A 20,124-nucleotide genomic window follows, 5' to 3' on the forward strand; every position below is an offset into this window, starting at 1 on the left:
CTTTCAGGCGCTTACGCGGCTCGGAATTGGACCCACATGCCCGGCGTCAGCAGCGCCGGGTTGGGGCGGTCGAGGTTCCACAACACCGCGTCGGTGTGCCCGATCAGCTGCCAGCAGCTGGGGGACCGGCGCGAGCAGATCCCGCTGAATTCATCGGCAAGCCCAACTGATCCGGGCGGCACCGCTGCCCGCGTTCGGGCCGCGGCGGCACTTTCAGCCGCGGGTCACCCCCGACGAGGTAGGCGAAACCCGGGGCGCATCCGCTGAATCCCACCCGCCACGGGGTAGCGGTGTGGGCGTTGATCACTTGCGCCGTAGTGAGTCCGGCCAGGGAGGCGACCTCGGTGAGGTCGGCACCGTCGTAGACGACGTCGATGACCAGCTCCGCACGCCGGTCCGCGCCGAGTGCTTCGGGGCTGATGCGCGACCTGCGGAGACGCTGGCGGGTGACCCCTTGATAGCGCGGCCCGTCGAGCTTGACCAGCACGGTGCGGCGGGCCGGCACGATATCGAGCACACCGGGCAGCTCCGCCTCCCGCAGCGCCGCGGTAACTGTCAACACCTCGGCGGCAGTGCCGAACTGCAGAAGCAGAGCCCGGTCGCCATAGTCGAAGATGGTATCGGCCACTGCCAAATCCGTTGCCACACTCATTACTCGACGGTAATCCCGGCCTATGGGGCAGGCGAGCGATTTTCGAGCACTGCCAGAGGTGCCTTAGCGAATGCTCAGACGACGCTGCCACCGGCGCGGCCGCGGGATCAGTCCCGGTGTCAGAAGCCCAGAATCTTGGCGATCAACGGGGGCAGCTGATCAGCCACCAGCGGGTAGCTCAGGGGCGAGGCGAAGGCGATCGCTCCGGCCTGATCTTTGGTGGTGAAAATGCTGCGGGCCCGCAACGCCGCCACATCTGCGACGGCCAACAGCGCGTGTTGATCCTCGGGGCTGTCCGTGGTCCAGATCAGCACGTCGGCGGCCCCCAGCACTTCGGCGACGTGATCGTGCGGGATGAATGCCCGGTAGTCGACACCGTAGGGTGTGATGCTCTCAGCGATAACAAGACCCATCTGGGTCAGAAACTCGGTCCGCCAGCCGGGCATGGTGGCGACCACATTGCCGTCGCTAAGGCCGCCCTGTAGCAGCAACACTTTCTTGCCCTTGAATTGCGGGTTTTTCTGGGCGATCCCGGCGAATTTCGCGTCCACGGCATCGATGAGCGAGGCCATCTGGTCGGCCTGAAACACCGCCTGCGCAATCACACGGGCCTGCTCCTTCCACGGTTCGAAGAACGGGTCGCCGTCCGACTGCGGCACGGTCGGGGCGATCGCCGACAGCTTCTGGTAGGTGTCGGCGTCCACGCCGGCGTTGATCGCCACGATCAGGTCGGGTTCCAGGCCGGCGATCTGGCCAACTGGAATCCCGTTGTCCAGGCTCAACACCACGGGTTTGGCGTCCCCGAGTTTGGGCTGGGCCCACGGCCACACCGCGAACGGCTGGTCACCGAACCAGTTGGTCACCGCGATCGGCACCACCCCAACAGCCAGCAGATCGTCCTGCTCGGTGTATCCGGCGCTGACCACGCGCTGGGGTGGCGCGGGGATAGTCGTTTCACCGAAAACATGTTTGATCGTCACTGGCCGGCTGCCCGCCGTGCCCGCGGCCGGTTTACGCGGGGAGCAGGCTGGTGCGGTGAGCAGGCCGACGGCCCCGGCGGCGCGCAAGAATCTGCGTCGACTCCAGAGCTGTTGCACTGCTGAGGAACTCATGACAGCGGCATGCCTGCATCGAGGAAGTCCAGGGCACGGTAGACCAGTTCCGGCGTTCCCGGCGCGCGGTCGAAAGCGGCCATCATAGCGCCAGTCAGCGCGCCGGAGAAAACACGCACTTCGAAATCATGTGGTTCACAGCCGATTCGACGGGAGACCGCTTTGGCGATCACCGTGACAGTGCGGAGGTACTCGTCGTGCATGGCGGCTTTGAGTTCGGGTATCGAGAAGATCAGTCGTTGCCGGGTCTTCTCGAATTCCCGCTGACCCTCGGACATGGCCACAGTGGTCTCACAGGCCCTGTGCAGCGCCCGGGTCAGTGAGAGGTCGGGTGGCTGCATGACGTGATTGTCTCGCAGTGCCTGCGGGCGGCCCGTATCCGCCGCCACCGGGGGTCTGGATCTCCAGAATGTCTCCGGGGTAGACCTCGACCGAATCGCAGCCCGCGAGTTGGAGCACGGTGCCGTCGGCGCGGCGCACCAGGTTGCGGCCCAGCGCGCCGGGCGCGCCTCCGGCCATCCCGTAGGGCGGGACGCGGCGGTGCTGTGAGAGTGTGCTGACCGTCATCTGCTCGCGGAATTGCAGCCGCCGCACCGCACCGTCCCCACCGCGCCAGCGTCCGTCACCGCCGCTGCCGCGGCGGATTGCGAAACTGTCCACCAGCACCGGGTAACGCCACTCCAGCACCTCAGGGTCGGTCAGTCGGGAGTTGGTCATGTGGGTCTGCACCACGGCTGTGCCGTCATATCCCGGTCCCGCACCGGATCCGGAGGCGACGGTCTCGTAGTACTGGTGGCGATCGGTGCCGAACGTCACGTTGTTCATCGTCCCCGATCCCTCGGCCTGCACCCCCAGGGCGGCGAAGAGGGCACTGGTGATGGATTGCGACGTTTCGACATTGCCGGCGGCAACCGCGGCCGGGTAGACCGGCGCGAGCATGCACCCGGCGGGGATGAGCACCCGCAGGGGTTTCAGACAGCCCGCGTTGAGCGGGATGTCGTCGTCGACTAGGGTGCGGAACACATACAGCACCGCGGCCGTCACCACCGATGACGGCGCGTTGAAGTTGGTGCTCAGCTGCGGTGATGTACCAGTGAAATCGATAGTGGCCGAACGCTGTTGCCGATGCACCGTGACACGGACGTGGATGACCGCGCCGCTGTCCATTTCGTAGGTGCACTCTCCGCCGCCGAGCGTATCGATCACCCGCCGCACCGCTTCCTCGGCGTTGTCCTGAACGTGGCGCATGTAGGCTTGCACCACATCCAGCCCGAAGTGCTCGATCATGGCGCGGACTTCTGCCACGCCCTTCTCGGTGGCGGCGATCTGGGCGCGCAAGTCCGCCAGGTTGGTCGCCGGGTCACGTGAGGGATAGGGCGCGCGGGTGAGCAGCTCGCGGGTTTCGGCCTCGCGGAAACGCCCGTGCTCGACCAGCAGCCAGTTGTCCAGCAGCACCCCCTCCTCGTGCACCTGCCGGCTGTGCGGCGGCATGGATCCCGGGCTCATCCCGCCGATCTCGGCGTGGTGGCCCCGGGCGGCGACGAAGAACAGCGGCCGGTCGGCGTCGCCGAACACCGGTGTGACGACCGTGATGTCGGGCAGATGGGTGCCGCCGTGGTAGGGGTCGTTGATGGCGAAGACATCGCCGGGCTTCATCCGGGTATTGCGGGCGATGATCTCGTGCACGGCCGCGCCCATCGAACCCAAATGCACCGGGATGTGCGGGGCGTTGGCGACCAGATTTCCGTCCGGGTCGAACAGCGCGCAGGAAAAGTCAAGTCGTTCCTTGATGTTCACCGACTGCGCGGTGGCCTCCAGGCGCACCCCCATCTGCTCGGCGATCGACATAAACAGGTTGTTGAAGATCTCCAGCATCACCGGATCGGCCTCGGTGCCGGCCCCGCTCGTGCCGATGCGTGCGCGCACCCGCTCCAACACCAGATGGCCCAGCGGGGTCACCTCAGCCGACCAGCCATCCTCGACGACGGTGGTCGCGTTGGCCTCGGCGATGATCGCCGGCCCGGTGACCGTCGCACCGACGTGCAACCGCTCTCGCCGGAACAGTGGCACCCGCCGCCAGGCCCCCCGGGTGTACATGCGGACGCTATCCACCGGCCCCCGCAGTGGTCCGTCCCGGCCGGGCGTCCGCTGCGCGCCGGCCAGGTCGGGCTGCTCGGTGAGGCCCACAGTCTCCACCGAGACGGCCTCCACGATGAGGGGACGGTCCATCAGGAACGAATAGCTGCGTCGGTAATTCGCCTCGAATTCGGCGACCATCGTCTGCATATCGGCAAGGCCCACCTGAACGGCAGTGTCGGTGCCGTCGTACCGCAGGTGCACCCGCCGGGTCACCCGGATGCGTTCGGCGGGCACATCCTCGTCGCGCAGCCGGGCGCGGGTCGCCTCCTCCAGCGCGTCGGCCACCTCACCCAGCCGCTGCATTGCCTCTGGGGCAAGCACGCATTCAACCGACTGCTCGCGCATCGCGGTGATATCGGCGAGCCCGATGCCCAGCGCCGAGAGCACCCCGGCCAGCGGCGGCAGGAGAACGGTGCGGATGCCCAGCGAATCGGCCACCGCGCAGGCATGCTGGCCACCGGCGCCGCCGAACGTGGTCAGCACGTACGCGGTAGCGTCGCGGCCTTTCTGCACGGTGATGCGCTTGATCGCATTGGCCATGTTGGCGACCGCGATGCGCAGAAAACCCTCCGCAACCTGCTCGGGAGTTCGGTCGTCGCCGGTCGCGGCCGCGATCTCGCGGGCCAACTCGGCGAAACGGTCCCGGACGAGCGCGGCGTCAAGTGGCTGGTCACCGTCGGGACCGAACACCGCGGGGAAGTACTGCGGCTGGATGCGCCCGAGCATGACGTTAGCGTCGGTGATCGTCAGCGGACCGCCGCCCCGGTAGCAGGCCGGACCCGGATCGGCGCCGGCCGAGTCAGGGCCCACCCGGTACCGGCTGCCGTCGAAGTGCAAGATTGAGCCGCCGCCGGCGGCGACGGTGTGGATGTCAAGCATTGGGGCGCGCAGCCGCACCCCGGCGACCTGGGTGTTGAACACCCGCTCGTACTCGCCGGCGTAGTGCGACACGTCGGTGGAGGTGCCGCCCATATCGAAGCCGATGACATGGTCAAAGCCCGCCAGCGCGGACGTGCGGACCATTCCGACGATACCGCCGGCCGGGCCGGACAGGATCGCGTCCTTACCGCGGAAGTGACCAGCCTCGGCCAGCCCGCCGTTGGACTGCATGAACATCAGCCGCACGCCGGGCAGCTGAGACGTCACCTGGTCGATGTAGCGGGACAGGATCGGCGAGAGGTACGCGTCGACGACGGTGGTGTCACCCCGGGACACCAGTTTCATCAGTGGGCTGACGTCGGATGACAGCGAGATCTGCGGGAAGCCGATCTGCTCGGCGATCTTGCCAATGGCCTGCTCGTGAGCCGGATGCAGGTAGCTGTGCAGGCAGACCACCGCCACCGCACGGATCCCGTCGTCATACGCCGCCTGCAACTGGGTGGCTAGCCGGCCCAGGTCCGGCGGCCGCAGCACCGTGCCATCGGCGGTGATCCGCTCGTCGACCTCGACCACCCGCTCGTATAAAAGATCCGGCAGGATGATGCGGCGGCTGAAGATATGCGGACGGTTCTGGTAGCCGATGCGCAGTGCATCCCCGAATCCGCGGGTGATGACGAGCAGCGTGCGCGCGCCTTTTCGCTCCAGCAGCGCGTTGGTTGCCACCGTGGTGCCCATGCGGACCGCGTCGATGCGCTCGACCGGGATTGGTTGGTCCGCGGCGAGGCCAAGGAGCGCGCGGATGCCGGCCACCGCGGCATCGGCGTAGCGGGATGGATTGTCCGACAACAGCTTGAGCGTCACCAGCTGCCCGTCGGGGCGGCGTGCGACGATATCGGTGAACGTGCCGCCGCGGTCGATCCACAATTGCCACTTACCGGTCACTGGCTCAGGCATCGTCACCGGGTCCCACGCGTGGGCCATGGGCTGTAATCGGCGATCAGCGTTTCCTGCGGTGGGCGCTGGTCGGGCGGCACATGCTGCAGGTTGACGCGGATCCGATACCAGATCGAACTCGGTCCGCGCATGCTGTCGACGAGAACATCGGCCGGCTGTAGTCGGGCGGCCACCGCCGGATAGCGCTCGCGCCAGGTTTCCAGTGCGGCCATCGCCGCATCCTTGGTTTTGGTGCGGGCGATCTCGATCAGCGGCTTCGTCGAAACCCGCCGCCGGGCGCCGCCTTTCCCGGATTTCGGCGGCTTCTCGGCGGGGCCCAGCTCCTCGGCCAGCGCCAGCAGTCGCTCGAGATCACCGCGGGCATCGTCCATGCCGACCCACGGATCGCCGCTCGCGGCGAACCGCTCGGGCACGGTCGCCAGTGTGAACGCCTCCGGGCGGCAGCCGATCACCTCGTCCCAGCGCAGGGGAGTGGACACCCGGGCATCCGGGGTGGCGCGCACCGAATACGCCGAGGCGACGGTGCGGTCGAAGGCGTTCTGGTTGAAATCGACGAATACCCCGTGGCGCTCTTCCTTCCACCAGCGGCTGGTCGCCAGATCGGGTATGCGCCGTTCGACTTCGCGGGCCACCGCCTGAGCAGCCAGCCGCACCTGGCGAAACGGCCAGCGCGCGGTGATGCGGGCATACACGTGAAAACCGCGAGACCCCGATGTCTTGGGCCATCCGGTCAGCCCATGGTCGGCCAGCACGTCACGGGTCACCAGCGCAACCTCGATGATCTGCGGCCAGTCCACCCCGGGCATCGGATCCAGGTCGACCCGCAGCTCGTCGGGATGCTCGAGGTCGTCGGCGCGCACCGGGTGCGGGTTGAGGTCGATGCAACCGAGGTTGATCGCCCAGACCAGCCCGGCCGTGTCGCGGATGACGGCCTCCTTGGCCGAGGCGCCCGAAGCGTAGCGCAGTTCGGCCACCTCCACCCAGTCCGGCCGCGTGGCGGGCGCGCGTTTCTGGAAGATGGCCTCCTGATTGATTCCCCGCGTGAACCGTCTCAGGATCATCGGGCGTCCCGCCACGCCGCGCAGCGCACCGCCGGAGACACTCAGGTAATAGCGGATCAGGTCGAGCTTGGTGTAACCGGCCGCGCCGTTACCGGCCGGAAAGATGACCTTGTCCGGGTGAGTGATCGCGACCCGGCGCCCGTCCACCTCCAATGACAGCGGGCCGGCCATGCGGTTCATGCTAATTTCCCCGCCGGACTGCGATCGTTGTCACATATTGTGAGGTCATGCCCAAGCTCACTGACGCGCCCCGGCAGACTCCCGCCACAGTCAAAGCCAAGCTCCGGCAGTACGCGGAACGTGGTGCGGCCGAACTGCATTACTTACGCAAGATCATCGAATCCGGCGCACTACCGCTGCGCGCGCCGCAGTATTACGCCGCGATGGTGGCGGATGCGCTGCGGTGGGGCGAGATCGGAATGATGCCCGCGCTCAATGCCCGGCGCGCGCCGAACCGCGCGGCGATCATCGACGACGAGGGTCCGTTGACGTTCCAGCAGCTTGACGAGGCCGCCAATGCGGTGGCTCACGGGCTGCTGGCCAAGGGCGTACGTGGCGGCGACGGCGTGGCAATCCTGGCCCGCAACCATCGCTGGTTTCTGATCGCCAACTACGGCTGCGCCCGCGTCGGCGCGCGCATCATCTTGCTCAACAGCGAGTTCTCCGGCCCCCAGATCAACGAGGTCGCCCAGCGCGAGGGTGCCAAGCTGATCATCTACGACGACGAGTACACCCGGGCCGTCAGCGCGGCGGATCCGCCGCTGGGCAAGCTGCGGGCCCTGGGTGTCAACCCGGACGCTGACCAGCCGTCCGGCAGCACCGACGAGACCCTGGCTGATCTGGTGGCCCGCCACAGCACCTCACCGGCACCCAAGGCGACCAAGCATGCGTCGATCATCATCTTGACCAGCGGAACCACCGGAGCTCCGAAAGGCGCGAACCGCAGCACTCCGCCGACCCTGGCACCAGTCGGCGGCATTTTGGCGCACGTGCCGTTCAAGGCCGGCGAGGTGACGGTGTTGCCGGCGCCCATGTTTCACGCGCTGGGTTATCTGCACGCCACTATCGCGATGTTTCTGGGTTCCACCCTGGTGCTGCGGCGCCGGTTCGCACCGGCCACCGTGCTCGCCGATATCGAGAAGTACAAGGCGACGGCCGTGGTCGTGGTCCCGGTCATGCTCTCGCGCATGCTCGACACCCTGGAAAAGTTGGAAACCAAGCCCGACCTGTCGAGCCTGCGCATCGTGTTCGCCTCCGGCTCAGCACTGGGCGCCGATCTGGCCACCCGTGCGCTCGAAGACCTCGGGCCGGTGGTGTACAACATGTACGGCTCGACCGAGGTCTCGTTTGCCACCATTGCCGGACCGAAAGACCTGGAGCGCAACCCGTCGACCGCCGGACCGGTAGTTGCCGGCGTCAAGGTCAAGATTTTCGACGACAACGGCAAGGAGGTGCCGCAGGGGCAGGTGGGGCGGATCTTCGTCGGTACCACCTTCCCGTTCGCCGGATACACCGGTGGTGGCGGCAAGCAGATCATCGACGGGCTGCTGTCTTCCGGTGACGTCGGCTACTTCGACGAGCATGGCTTGCTCTATATCAGTGGTCGTGACGACGAGATGATCGTCTCCGGCGGTGAGAATGTTTTCCCCGCCGAGGTTGAAGACCTCATCAGCGGGCACCCCGACGTGGTGGAGGCGACCGCGGTCGGTGTCGAGGACAAGGAGTGGGGGCAGCGGCTGCGCGCATTCGTCGTCAAAAAGCCCGGCTCAGCTTTGAGCGAAGACGACGTCAAGCGGTACGTGCGCGAGCACCTGGCGCGTTACAAGGTGCCCCGCGACGTGGTCTTCCTCGACGAGCTGCCGCGCAACCCGACCGGCAAGATCCTCAAACGCGAGCTGCGCAACCTGGCAGTGGAGTAGCAGCGGCCACACCCAGGTCCGATCACGCCCCGGGTCGCGACTTGGTCGCAACAGCAGCTGCCACTGCTTTTTCGCGGCGCTCAGCTGTGCGGTTTAGCCATCGAATCCTGTTGTACCGTCGAGCTGTTCGCGCAAGATATCCAGCTGACCCGTGTGGCGGGCGGTCTCTTCGATCATGTGCACGTAGATCCAGCGCAGCGACACCCGGCCAAGGCGAACGTGCGGAACCTGGTGATCTAGTGAATACCGTGCCGCGATACGCCGTGACTCCTCGCACTGGGCCCGGTATTCCCCGATCAGGGTGGCCAGTGACTCCTCGGGGAAAAACTCGAATTCCCAAGAGCGCTTGTGGGTGCGGCGGTTGTCGTTGGTTCGTTCTTGCAGCAGCTGACTGAACCAGCCGTATTCCACCCAGCGCAGGTGCTTGACCAGCCCGCCGACCGTCGTGGCCGACGTGACCAGGCGGCGGCGGGCTTCGGCATCGGACAGACCGGTCACCTTGCGTAACACGATGTCGCGGTAGTCGTCCAGAAACGCCTCCAGCGTTTCGCGCTCACCGACGGGTCTTTGTTCGCGTCGGCGGGGGCGCGGCGGGACTTCGGACACCCCGGCGAGGCTAACATCGCCCCGCGCCGTGTGCACATCAGGGTAGCCGTCGACGAAAATCTAAGCTCAGCAGACGATTTCGACGGAAGCGCTGATGCCCGCAGAGCCGCTACGGATCGCGGGGCAGGCCCAACAGCCGTTCGGCGATGATGTTGAGCTGCACCTCCGACGTACCACCGTAAATGGTGGTGGCACGGCTGGCCAGCAGGTAGTCATTCCACTTCCCGGGCAGCTGCTCGGGGTCGCCGATCGCGGCTTCGGTGCCGAACGTGGATACCGCGAACTCCGCGTAACCCTGCGTGGTGCGCATCGACAACAGCTTGGAGATTGCCGCCGAAGGCATAGCGTCCCCGCCGGTCAGCGTCAGCAGAGTGGAGCGGAGGTTCAGCAACTTGACGGCGTGACCCTCGGCGATCAGCTGCCCGGCCCGGTTCTGCGCGATCTGGTCGAACTGACCGTCGCGCATGAACTGTACGAGTTCATCGAGGGTGGCCAAAAACGGTGCTTCGCTGCTGCCTATCGACACCCGTTCGGCGGTCAACGTGTTGCGGCTGACCTCCCAGCCCCGGTTCACCTCGCCGAGCACACAGTCGTCGGGCACGAACACGTCGTCAAGGAACACGGTGTTGAACATCTCCCCACCGGTGAGCTCACGCAACGGCTTCACCTGCACGCCTTCGCTTTTCATATCCACCAGGAAATAGGTGATGCCGTTGTGTTTCGGCGCCGACGGGTCGGTGCGGGCCAACAGCGCACCCCAGTCTGAGAACTGTGCGGCGGTTGTCCAGATCTTTTGCCCGGTGATGCGCCAGCCGCCGTCGACCCGGGTGGCCTTTGTGGTCAGCCCGGCCAAATCCGACCCGGCACCGGGTTCGGAAAACAGTTGGCACCACAAGATCTCGCCCCGGAAGGTCGGCGGCAGAAACCGCTGCTTCTGTTCTTCGGTGCCGAACGCCACGATCGAGGGGACGATCCACGACGCGATCCCCATCTGTGGGCGTTTGACCCGCCCCGCGGTGAACTCCTGGGCGATGATGATCTGCTCCACCGGGCTCGCCGCCCGCCCCCACGGCCGGGGCAGATATGGCAGCACCCACCCGCCCTCGGCGATGGCGACGGTGCGCTTTTCTCGGGGCATCGTCTTGAGTGCGGCGACCTCGGCGCGGATCTCGGCGCGCAGCTTCTCAGTTTCGGGATCCAAGTCGATGTCGACCTTGCGCATACCCGCGGTTGTCGCGGTGTCCAGCACTCGCTGCGGATGGTCCACGTGACGGCCGAATGAGGAGGCCAGCATCAACGCCCGCCGGTAGTACACGTTCGTGTCGTGTTCCCAGGTGAAACCGATGCCGCCGTGCACCTGGATGCAATCCTGAGCGCAGCGCTGGGCAGCCGCCGGCGCCAGCGTGGCCGCCACGGCGGCAGCGAACTCTGCGGCGCAGCCAGTGGTGTCCCACCCGTTTTGGCGGGCTTCGTCGATCGCGCGGGCGGCGTCCCATACCGCGGCGGTAGCCCGCTCGGTGTCGGCGACCATCTCCGCGCATCGGTGCTTGACGGCCTGGAACTGCCCGATGGGGCGGCCGAACTGCTCGCGGATCTTCGCGTAGGCCGACGCGGTGTCGGTAGCCCAACGCGCCACGCCGACGGCCTCCGCGGACAGCAGCGTCGAGATCAGCGCATAGGCGGCGGGTGCGCTCAGGTTGCTCAACACCGAGTCCGCGCCGACCTCGACGGCGTTGGCCCGCACATGCGCAATCGGCCGGAGCGGATCAACGCTTTTGACCGGTTCAATTTCTAGCTGATCGGCGCGCAGCATGACCCATTCTTCGCCGCTGTCGATTGCCGCCGGCAGCACCAGCAGCGAGGCTTGTGCCGCGGCGGGAACCGCCCGGATCTCGCCGCGGATCACCAGCGCGTCGCCGTGCCGGGTGGCGGTCAGCCCGCCGGCATCGAGCGCGTAACAGGCGATGAGCGCACCGGACGCCAGTTCGGCGAGCACCCCGGCGTCGGGGTCGTGCGCGGAGATCAGCGCGCTGGCGATCGCCGACGGCACGAATGGGCCGGGCACCGCGCCGTAGCCGAATTCAGCCAGCACGACCGCCAATTCCAGAATGCCGAACCCCTGGCCGCCGACGGATTCGGCCAGGTGCACACCGTGCAGTCCCTGGTCGGCGGCCGCCTGCCAGTACGGCGGGGGGTTGTCGATGGGGGTTTCCATCGCCGCGTGCAGCACGTCCGACGGGGCGACCCGCGCTACCAGGGAGCGCACCGAGTCGGCCAGTTCTTGATGCTCAGGGGTTATCGCGATCGGCATTGGTCGCCTTTCCTCGGGCAGTTTCGGCCAGTGCTTAATCTAATAACCGGTCGGTTGGTTGACTACATGGGCCAGCCGTTCGCCGTCGCGCAGCCTGCGGCAGTTGGCGATCGCCTCGGTCAGGTAGCGGCGCATGGTGTCGACGGTGTACCAGGTGACGTGCGGGGTCAGCACGACGTTGTCCAGGCCCAGCAGCGGGTTGTCCGCCGCAACCGGTTCCACGGCGTACACGTCGAGCCCGGCAGCGGCCAGCCGACCGGCGCGCAGCGCGTCGACCAGAGCGTCTTCGTCGACGATCGCGCCGCGCGAGGTGTTGACCAGCACGGCGGTGGGTTTCATCGCGGTCAGCTCAGCGGGGCCGAGCAGACCGCGGGTGGCGGGGGTGAGCGGCACGTGCAAGGACACAATGTCGCTGGCCGCCAGCAGTCGCGGTAACGGCCGCCAGCGTGGCAGCCCGTCGTCACGGGTGCTGGTGTGCACGACGTCAGCACCCATCGCGGTGACGATGGCCTCTACCCGCCGCGCAATATTCCCGTAGCCGACCAGCCCGACCGTGCAACCGCCGATCTCACGCACGATGTCGCCCAGCTGCGGATCCGCCGGCCAGCCACGACCGGTGCGGGTAGCGTGGTCCAGCGCCGGCAGCCGGCGTAGCGCGGCCAACATTAACATCACCGTGCCTTCGGCCACCGACGGCGCGTTAGCGCCGGGCATATTGGCCACTGCGACACCGCGCGCAGCCGCGGCTTCGATATCGATTGTGTTGACTCCCGTCCCGAACTTGTGCACCAGCCGCAGTTTCGGTGCCCGCCGCAGGTCTGCGGCCGAGAGTGGTCTCAACACATGCCAGATCACCTCAGCATCGGGCAGCTCACGGTAGAAGGTGGTGTCATCGTTGTCAGCGCACCACCGAATGTCAAGCCAATCAGCTTCGGGTGCAACGAGATCACGGACCGTGGAGCCGGGAACGAAATGAGCGAGAACCCTCAGCGCCACCGTTTGCTGATCCACTTGGCGATGATGTCGGCCTGCTCGCTGCGCGCCCCCGGGGTGGTGAAGTAGTGGTCGGTGTCGATGGTGACAAGGGTTTTATCGCTACTGGCCAGGGCTTGGTAGATGCGTTGCGCATCGGAGGGGAAGACTCCGGTGTCGGCTTCGGCGTTGATGACCAACGCCGGACAGCTGATGCGTGCCAGATGCGGTTCAGCCCGGGTTTGCGCGGTGCGCAGGCTCCACATGCCCAGCCAGTTGCGCAGCGTGCAGGCCGCGGCGATCCCGTGCGCGGAGCGGTTGGCTTTGGCCGGGACGCCGGCATAACACATGTTGGGCTGGCGTTTGGTCGGCTCAATACTGGGATCGACCATGCGCGGGTCGGCCCACGTTCTCATCACTGTGAACGGGCGGTCGGAAAACCCCGCCGCTCGGACGCGTTTCAGTTCGGTTTCGGCCCAATCGGTGATGGCGTGGTTGCGGGCGACCTGCGCTGACCGGTAACGAGTGAGAAAGTCGTGCGAGTAGGGCGGCCCGTTATGCTCGTTAAACAGGTCCAGATCGGGATCGGTTGCGACCGGGTCATTTTCGTCGACGACAGCGGCATCCATCCAGGCGGTCAGCACGTCTGGGCGTCCGGGATGAGCAGCGCTGGCTACGTAGCCGTCGGCGGGTGGCAGCTCGGTCAGTCCGGCAGCGGGACGCATACCGGCGACCGGTGTCACGTTCGGCTCGACCGCTTGCGACTGGTAGGCTGCCATCAACGAGCCGCCTCCGGAATTACCCAGCAGCACAACAGTTTCCACGCTCTGAACTTCACGAAGCCAGCGTACGCCCACGCCGATGTCCACCAGTGCGTGGTCGAGCAAGAAGCTGCTTTCGAACCCGCGGAAGCGCGTGTTCCAGCCTAAAAATCCGATGCCGCGGGTGGCCATGTAATCGGCGAGGTAGTGCTCGGAGAAATCGATCTGGTAGTGCGTGGCAATCATCGCCACCTTCGGCTTGCGTCCCAGGCCACGGTGGTAGAGCCCCTGGCAAGGATGACCGCCGGCGCCGGCACGTCGCGCGGTCGGCGATGGCAGCCCGACGAACTCACGGATAACTCCGAGCGCGCCGCCGCTTACGCGAGTCATTACAGCCGTCCTCCTTGGAGTAGATCGCTCGGAAAAAGATACTGGCCGCGGGCTTGATGCAGGGACGTATTCGCTAATTCAGCGGTTAGTGTCCGCAAGCCGGTGCCACACAGTTTCGCGGTAGTGATCGCATCGCCTCTGGGCCAGCAGCGGGTATCCTGCGGCGCACATGCCTTCATCCCGGGCGTGTTCAGTGTATCGACGCGCCCTGGGTTTCGCTGCGCCAGCAAACCCCGCGACACCCTGGAATCAGCCTGAAGCCGATGCTAAATTCAGTTTCACCTCTGGGCAGCGCGGCCGGGCCGATGGGAGCAACGAGATGATCAAGCCGCATAACGTCAACTCCGAGTTCGAACTCAGCGGAATCAACCATGTGGCGCTGGTGTGCTCGGACATGGCGCGCACGGTGGAGTTCTACAGCGAGATTTTGGGCATGCCGTTGATCAAGTCGCTCGATTTACCCGGCGGCCGGGGCCAGCACTTCTTCTTCGACGCCGGTAACGGCGACTGTGTCGCATTTTTCTGGTTCGCCGACGCGGCGGACCGGGTGCCAGGGGTGTCTTCGCCGGGGGCCATCCCCGGTATCGGCGACATCACCAGCTCGGTAAGCAGCATGAACCACCTGGCTTTTCATGTTCCGCCCGACAAGTTCGACTCCTACCGGCAGCGGCTCAAGGACAAGGGCGTGCGGGTAGGGCCGGTGCTCAACCACGACGACAGCGAGATCCAGGTCTCGCCGACGATGCATCCCGGTGTCTACGTGCGGTCATTCTACTTCCAGGATCCCGACGGGATCACACTTGAATTTGCTTGTTGGACCAGAGAATTCACTGAGAACGACACGCAAGCTGTGCCGAAGACGGCAGCCGACCGCAAGGTGCCGGTGACCCGCTAGCCGCAGTACAGGTTGGGGTCGGCGAGCCGGTCGAGCAGCGACGCCAACTGATCGACGAGCTGTTCAGGACTCAGGCGCACCTGGCCGGCCAGCCAGGCGCTGATGGTTTGGCCGACTCCGCCGACGACGAAATACGCTGCTGCTCTTATCCGATCGTTTTCCGGCACTCGCAGGACAGCCCCCACATGCTGGCCGGAGAGCATCGCGAACAGAGCAGTCGATTCGACCCGTTTACGCACCACTACGGCGTTGGCCAGTTGCGTACTGAACAGCAGGCGCCCGATCCGGGCATCCCCGGCGATCGTGCGCACAATAGTGGCCATGCCTGCCCGGGTCTGCTTCCCGGCGGGGACCGCGGCGACGGCCGCCGCGGTGGCGGCGGCCAAGTCGTCGACCACCCAGTCGAACACCGCGCTGACGAATTCGTCCTTGTCGGCAAAGCTTTCGTAAAAATAGCGCGCGGCCAAACCGGCTCGGCGGCAGATGCCGCGCACGGTCAATTCTTCCGGTATTTCGGCGCCCAGCAGGTCCAAGCCGGCGGCCAGTAGCCGGTTTCGGCGGCCGGACAGTCGCTCGGCGGCCTCGATACCGCGGTAGGGCCGCACGCTCGAGGTTCCGGCTGACGTCATGGGCATCATCTTGACACCGGCCCGCACCCGCGGCAATATCAGGAAACGCGCGTTATCAGATTTAGCGGCAGGTGGCGATGACGGTGAGCGAGTCAGTCCGGCAGGTTGAGCGGTCGATCGCCGATCCGCCGCGGCCCGGGCGCCGGCCAAGGTTTTGCCGGAAGGGCATCGACGACGGTTTGATGGGTGTGGCGCTGCTGGCCGGCCCGGCCAACGTGATCATGCAGCTGGCGCGTCCCGGTGTCGGCTACGGGGTGCTGGAAAGCCGGGTGGAAAGCGGCCGGCTGGACCTGCATCCGATCAAGCGGGCGCGCACCACGTTCACCTACCTGGCGGTGGCGACTGCGGGCACCGAGGCGCAGAAGGCGGCTTTCCGGCGGGCGGTGAACCGCGCACACGCCCAGGTGTATTCGACACCGGAGAGTCCGGTGCAATACAACGCCTTTGACCCCGAGCTGCAGATGTGGGTCGGGGCGTGTCTGTACAAGGGCGCGGTGGATGTTCACCGCATGTTCATCGGCGAAATGGACGACGAGGCCGCCGACCGCCACTACCGCGAGGGCATGGCACTGGCCACCACGCTGCAGGTGCCGCCGGAGATGTGGCCACCGGATCGAGCCGCTTTCGACCGCTACTGGCGCAAGTCGCTGGAGCAGGTGCACATCGACGACGCTGTGCGAGATTATCTCTATCCGATCGCTGCGGGGCGCATCCGCGGTATGACGTTGCCCGGCCCACTGCAGCGCTGGTCGGAGCGTGTCGCGCTGCTGATCACCACGGGCTTTCTGCCGCAACGGTTCCGCGACGAGATGCGGTTGCCCTGGGATGCCGCCAAGCAGCGCCGCTTCGACCGGTTGATCGCCGTGCTCCGCACGGTAAACAGCCTGATGCCACACGTGGTGCGCCGCTTCCCGTTCAATGTGCTGTTGTGGGATCTCGACCGGCGCATCAGGACCGGCCGGCCGCTGGTGTGAGCAACCTGGATCAGATCTGCGACAGTTGCTGGCCGCGGCGCCGGCACACGTCCTCGGCAAACGTAGGTTCTGTTGAGTCGGCTGATCAGCATGATCGGCGACGAGCCGGGGCAGGGGCACTGCCGGCACCGTCGGAGCCCACGCTGCTGACACCGCAACACTGACTGTGCACCGGCCCGCCGGCGGTGTACGACGCAACGGCTCGCGCCCACCCCACACACGGTGCAGCTGGCCGATGACGTAAGGTCTGTTGGGTGCGTACGGAAGGTGACAGTTGGGACATCACAACAAGTGTCGGTGCGACCGCGTTATTCGTCGCCACCGCACGCGCCCTGGAGGCGCAAAAACCCCAGCCGCTCGCTGTCGACCCCTTCGCCGAGGTGTTCTGCCGCGCGGTAGGCGGTCCCGCGGCCGATGTTCTCGACGGCAAAGCACCTGAGCACCCGCTTAAGACCGCCGATTTCGGCGAACATTTCGTCAACTTCCAGGGCGCTCGTACCCGATATTTCGATGTCTACTTCCGCCGGGCGGCCGACGCCGGTGTGCGGCAGATCGTCATCTTGGCCGCTGGACTGGACTCTCGCGCCTATCGGTTGACATGGCCCGCCGGCACAACGATTTTCGAGTTGGACCAGCCGCAGGTGCTCCAGTTTAAACGCGACGTACTCACCGCGCACGGTGCTAAACCCAACGCGGAGCGTCGCGAGGTTGCAGTCGACCTACGGGAAGACTGGCCGCAAGCCTTGCGGGACAGTGGCTTTGACACCGGCAAGCCTTCAGCCTTTATTGCCGAAGGTCTGCTGATCTATCTGCCGGCTTCCGCGCAGGAGCAACTGTTCGTCGGCGTCAATGGGTTAACCAGTACGGGAAGTCACTTTGCCGTAGAAGACGGCGCACCCCTTCATCCGGATCACTTCGCCGCCAAAGTCGAAGAAGAGCGCGCTGCTGTCGCTCAGGGTGGCGGGCGCCTGTTCTTTCAGTTGGTCTACAACGAGCAGTTCGCTCCGGCCGATCGGTGGTTGGGCGAGCATGGCTGGACGGTGGTTGCGACTCCGCTGGCCGACTATCTACGCGAGGTCGGCCGGCCGGTGCCCGGGCCGGGTACCGAAGCCGAACCGATGGTCGCCCGCAATACTCTCGTCAGCGCGGTCAAGAACTGACCCGGTGAACCACGGCACCTGAAGCATGCCGAAGGTTCGGGCGGGCTGACGCCAGCGTGGTGATCGGGTGAGCGTGCGGGCTGGCGAGCCGGTCTTCGGGTTGATGGTGGGCCGCCGCTGAATGGATAGACGATCTGCGGGCTGCAACATACCGCGTCGAAACCGTATATACGGTGTGAAATCGGTCTACACATTCGCAACGGCGAAACTTTATGCTATATCTCTCCGTGTTTGCGTAACTATGATCGGGCCGTGGTAACCGGTGCGACGGGACGAGCAGTGGGTGTTGACGATCACGTGACGCCGGTGGCGGGCGGGTGGCCCGACTCATCACCGACCCGACGGGCCGGCGGTCAGCGGACGCCACGGCGGCGCCGCCCGGCCCATATAGCCCCATCTCGTCTCATATAGTAATGAAAGTCATTTTCAACTTATCCGGATTGCGGTATCGTCCGTCCTGGTCAGCGCGGGTCGGGGGCACGCACCGGGGGAGAGCACTGGGCTCGGGAGCGCCGGCTGCACCCTGAGCTAGCCCGGTCGGTAACCAGCGATGTGATGAGGAGGCGATCGACGTGGAAGGTGGGGAGTCCGCGACGTTCCCGGTCGGCCGGGCGACTCTGCGGCCGGGATTGGCCGCACTCACCCGGACCACCTCGTTCACCGCGGGGCCGGCCCCGCGGTGCGGGCACCCCAAACCCACGCGGGCCGCTGATTGCCTGGAGCACTTCGGTGAGCGCCCCCAGCATGAGCGCCGTCGACAATTGACGCAAACTACCGTCTCGACACTTAGCTTATGCAATGCTAACTTCACCACCGAAGTTAGGTTAGGCAATGCTCGCCAGAGGGGGCGCACGCGTGGGAACGGGTCGTTTTGCCGCGCTGGCGGCTCGACCACATCGGCCGGAGCGCGATGGTCTGCGCCCGGCCGCGTCATGGTGCGGGGCTCTCACCGGGGGGGCACCACCGAAGCGTCAGGCCGACGGGCGATGACTGTCCCCGTGTGGATGGCCTCACCACCGGAGGTGCACTCTGCGCTGCTGGCCAGCGGGCCCGGCGCCGGTGCATTGTTGACGGCCGCTGGAGCGTGGACATCCCTGAGCGCTGAATACGCCTCAGCGGCAAATGAACTCACCGCAATCCTGGGCGCGGTGCAGGCCGGTGCGTGGCATGGCCCCAGTGCCGAGCGCTATGTCGCCGCCCATGTCCCGTATCTGGCCTGGCTCACCCAGGTCAGTGCCGACAGCGCGAGCATGGCCGCCCAGCATGAAGCCGCTGCCGCGGCCTACGCGGCCGCCTCAGCCGCCATGCCAACCCTCGCCGAGTTGGCCCTGAACCATGCCCTCCACGCGGTGTTGGTGGCGACGAATTTCTTTGGGATCAACACCATCCCGATCGCGCTCAACGAGGCAGACTACGTGCGGATGTGGATCCAGGCTGCCACCACAATGGCGACGTACCACGCCGTCTCCGGCGCCGCGCTGGCCTCCGCGCCGCGTACCACCCCCGCACCCCCAGTGGTCAAACCCGGTGAAGCCGGCGGCACCATGGCTATCGCCGACCACACCGCGGCGCAGGCACAAGCCGCGCAGTCCGGCGCATCGCTCAGCCTCTCCGATCTGCTGTCGGCTTACCTGAACTTCTACGAGGGCGGGTTCACCGAGATTGTCGCCTTCCTCCACAATCCGATCGGCAACTCGCAGGCGATACTCAGCTCCTTCTTGACCAATCCATCTGCGGCGCTGGTGACTTTTGGGCCTTTCCTGTTTTTCGTCGGCTATGAGGTGGTGAGCAACATCCTGGGCTGGCCGACCTGGGGAATGATCCTGAGCTCTCCGTTCGCGCTGCCGCTGGCGATCGGTGTGGGCATCAACTCACTCCAGTCGCTGCTCATGACGCTGACCCCCGCCCTCGTGCCCGTCGCCGCACCCCCAGCAGCCCTCGCGGCCACCGCAGCCCAGCAGCCGGCCATGTGGTCGATCGCCGGCCTTCCGCCCACGGTGACAAGCGCCCCGCTGCCGTCAACGGCAACGTCGATCGGCGGCGTCGCGACCGTGGGCGCCGCACCGCCGGCCAGCGCCCCCGCGTTCGGCTATCTGGTGGGCGGTCACGATCCCGGGACCGGGCCCGGCCCCACGCTCATCGACCGCCGCGGCGCCAGGGCACCGGCCAGCTCCTTGCCGGCCACGGCGACAGCGGCAACGGTGTCGGCCCGGGAGGTCAGACATGCCCGGCGGCGCCAGCGGCTGACCATGCGGGACTATGCCGACGAATTCATGGATATGGACGTGGATATGGAGGCCGGGCCGGGAGGTTCTCCACCGCAGCAGCAGCCGGCGTCGATCGCCGCGTCCGATCAGGGCGCCGGCGCGGTGGGGTTTGCCGGAAGCGCGGCCAAAGCCGGCGTCGCACAGGCTGCCGGCCTGACGACGCTGGCCAGCGATGATTTCAGCGACGGCCCCACCGTGCCGATGATGCCGGGCTGCTGGGGCAGCGATACCGACGAGACCGGTAACCCTGCGGACGGTGACAAGCGCACCTGAAGCCACCCGTGAACTGGCCATCGATGGGAGAGAGGGATGACGACACGCGTTGCCGAGGCGTTGACGTGCTCAGCCCGAGCAGTCGCGACCGGCGGGCATTCCACAGCGACCAACCACAGACCGCTGTTTGCGGGTCAGCAGGGCGCGAGCGGGGATCGCGGTCTGACCGC

14 protein-coding genes and 1 pseudogene are annotated in these 20,124 nt (G+C 66.4%); 5 read left to right on the forward strand and 10 right to left on the reverse strand.

Translation table 11 applies throughout. From position 1 onward, the window contains the following. Positions 1-11: 11 nt before the first annotated feature. From G6N08_RS06565 to G6N08_RS06585, 5 genes and pseudogenes are all read right to left on the reverse strand, one after another. Positions 12-652: pseudogene (locus G6N08_RS06565) on the reverse strand (5-oxoprolinase subunit B family protein). A 119-nt stretch (positions 653-771) separates the two neighbouring features. Continuing rightward, a complete protein-coding gene (locus tag G6N08_RS06570; RefSeq protein WP_218033367.1) occupies positions 772-1,749 on the reverse strand; it encodes an ABC transporter substrate-binding protein in 978 nt (325 codons plus the stop codon). An 11-nt stretch (positions 1,750-1,760) separates the two neighbouring features. Further along, on the reverse strand, positions 1,761-2,105 hold the full coding sequence (locus tag G6N08_RS06575) for an acyl-CoA-like ligand-binding transcription factor (RefSeq protein WP_163755409.1): 345 nt from the start codon (positions 2,103-2,105) through the stop codon (positions 1,761-1,763). Continuing rightward, positions 2,056-5,736: a hydantoinase B/oxoprolinase family protein gene (locus G6N08_RS06580; protein ID WP_163755411.1), complete on the reverse strand. Its 3,681-nt coding sequence runs from the start codon at positions 5,734-5,736 to the stop codon at positions 2,056-2,058. Before G6N08_RS06580 ends, G6N08_RS06575 begins: the two co-directional genes overlap by 50 nt. 2 nt (positions 5,737-5,738) lie before the next feature. Continuing rightward, positions 5,739-6,977: a DNA polymerase domain-containing protein gene (locus tag G6N08_RS06585; RefSeq protein ID WP_163755413.1), complete on the reverse strand. Its 1,239-nt coding sequence runs from the start codon at positions 6,975-6,977 to the stop codon at positions 5,739-5,741. A gap of 47 nt (positions 6,978-7,024) precedes the next feature. Between G6N08_RS06585 and fadD2 the strand changes: the two genes are divergently transcribed. Next, positions 7,025-8,716 carry a long-chain-fatty-acid--CoA ligase FadD2 gene (gene fadD2, locus G6N08_RS06590; protein ID WP_163755415.1) on the forward strand — a complete coding sequence of 564 codons (1,692 nt, stop codon included), beginning with the start codon at positions 7,025-7,027 and terminating at the stop codon, positions 8,714-8,716. A 93-nt stretch (positions 8,717-8,809) separates the two neighbouring features. Here the strand turns inward: fadD2 and G6N08_RS06595 are convergent, their stop codons facing one another. The 4 genes from G6N08_RS06595 to G6N08_RS06610 form a co-directional block, all read right to left on the reverse strand. Continuing rightward, positions 8,810-9,322: a DinB family protein gene (locus G6N08_RS06595; RefSeq protein ID WP_163755417.1), complete on the reverse strand. Its 513-nt coding sequence runs from the start codon at positions 9,320-9,322 to the stop codon at positions 8,810-8,812. Between the two features lie 109 nt (positions 9,323-9,431). Beyond that, entirely contained in the window at positions 9,432-11,633 is a 2,202-nt protein-coding gene (locus G6N08_RS06600) for an acyl-CoA dehydrogenase family protein (RefSeq protein WP_163755419.1), read from the reverse strand. A 39-nt stretch (positions 11,634-11,672) separates the two neighbouring features. After that, on the reverse strand, positions 11,673-12,623 hold the full coding sequence (locus G6N08_RS06605; RefSeq protein WP_163756778.1) for a 2-hydroxyacid dehydrogenase: 951 nt from the start codon (positions 12,621-12,623) through the stop codon (positions 11,673-11,675). Then, a complete protein-coding gene (locus G6N08_RS06610; RefSeq protein WP_163755421.1) occupies positions 12,620-13,756 on the reverse strand; it encodes an alpha/beta hydrolase in 1,137 nt (378 codons plus the stop codon). The genes G6N08_RS06605 and G6N08_RS06610 overlap by 4 nt, the downstream gene beginning before the upstream one ends. Before the next feature lie 319 nt (positions 13,757-14,075). Between G6N08_RS06610 and G6N08_RS06615 the strand changes: the two genes are divergently transcribed. Continuing rightward, positions 14,076-14,651, forward strand: a complete 576-nt coding sequence (locus tag G6N08_RS06615) for a VOC family protein (protein ID WP_163755422.1) — start codon at positions 14,076-14,078, stop codon at positions 14,649-14,651. On the opposite strand, the gene G6N08_RS06620 is transcribed toward G6N08_RS06615, so the two are convergent. Beyond that, on the reverse strand, positions 14,648-15,289 hold the full coding sequence (locus G6N08_RS06620; RefSeq protein WP_163755424.1) for a TetR/AcrR family transcriptional regulator: 642 nt from the start codon (positions 15,287-15,289) through the stop codon (positions 14,648-14,650). The two genes, G6N08_RS06615 and G6N08_RS06620, sit on opposite strands and share 4 nt — an antisense overlap. A gap of 68 nt (positions 15,290-15,357) precedes the next feature. On the opposite strand from G6N08_RS06620, the gene G6N08_RS06625 reads away from it, so the two are divergent. The 3 genes from G6N08_RS06625 (at position 15,358) to G6N08_RS06635 (ending at position 19,954) form a co-directional block, all read left to right on the forward strand. Next, positions 15,358-16,254, forward strand: coding sequence for an oxygenase MpaB family protein (locus tag G6N08_RS06625; protein ID WP_163755426.1), 897 nt, complete (start codon positions 15,358-15,360; stop codon positions 16,252-16,254). Positions 16,255-16,508: 254 nt separating this feature from the next. Next, a complete protein-coding gene (locus G6N08_RS06630) occupies positions 16,509-17,414 on the forward strand; it encodes a class I SAM-dependent methyltransferase (protein WP_163755427.1) in 906 nt (301 codons plus the stop codon). 986 nt (positions 17,415-18,400) lie between these two features. Beyond that, positions 18,401-19,954 (forward strand): PPE family protein, encoded by a 1,554-nt coding sequence (locus tag G6N08_RS06635; RefSeq protein WP_163755429.1) that lies wholly within the window; start codon positions 18,401-18,403, stop codon positions 19,952-19,954. Positions 19,955-20,124 lie beyond the last annotated feature (170 nt).

The sequence above is a fragment of the Mycobacterium botniense genome (assembly GCF_010723305.1).
Taxonomy (GTDB): domain Bacteria; phylum Actinomycetota; class Actinomycetes; order Mycobacteriales; family Mycobacteriaceae; genus Mycobacterium; species Mycobacterium botniense.

Coding starts and splice junctions, on each gene's coding strand:
- G6N08_RS06610 (WP_163755421.1), bottom strand. CDS start 13,756: ATGACTCGCGTAAGCGGCGGCGCGCTCGGAGTTATCCGTGAGTTCGTC.
- G6N08_RS06620 (WP_163755424.1), bottom strand. CDS start 15,289: ATGATGCCCATGACGTCAGCCGGAACCTCGAGCGTGCGGCCCTACCGC.
- G6N08_RS06625 (WP_163755426.1), top strand. CDS start 15,358: ATGACGGTGAGCGAGTCAGTCCGGCAGGTTGAGCGGTCGATCGCCGAT.
- G6N08_RS06585 (WP_163755413.1), bottom strand. CDS start 6,977: ATGAACCGCATGGCCGGCCCGCTGTCATTGGAGGTGGACGGGCGCCGG.
- G6N08_RS06635 (WP_163755429.1), top strand. CDS start 18,401: ATGACTGTCCCCGTGTGGATGGCCTCACCACCGGAGGTGCACTCTGCG.
- G6N08_RS06575 (WP_163755409.1), bottom strand. CDS start 2,105: ATGCAGCCACCCGACCTCTCACTGACCCGGGCGCTGCACAGGGCCTGT.
- G6N08_RS06580 (WP_163755411.1), bottom strand. CDS start 5,736: ATGCCTGAGCCAGTGACCGGTAAGTGGCAATTGTGGATCGACCGCGGC.
- G6N08_RS06615 (WP_163755422.1), top strand. CDS start 14,076: ATGATCAAGCCGCATAACGTCAACTCCGAGTTCGAACTCAGCGGAATC.
- G6N08_RS06600 (WP_163755419.1), bottom strand. CDS start 11,633: ATGCCGATCGCGATAACCCCTGAGCATCAAGAACTGGCCGACTCGGTG.
- fadD2 (WP_163755415.1), top strand. CDS start 7,025: ATGCCCAAGCTCACTGACGCGCCCCGGCAGACTCCCGCCACAGTCAAA.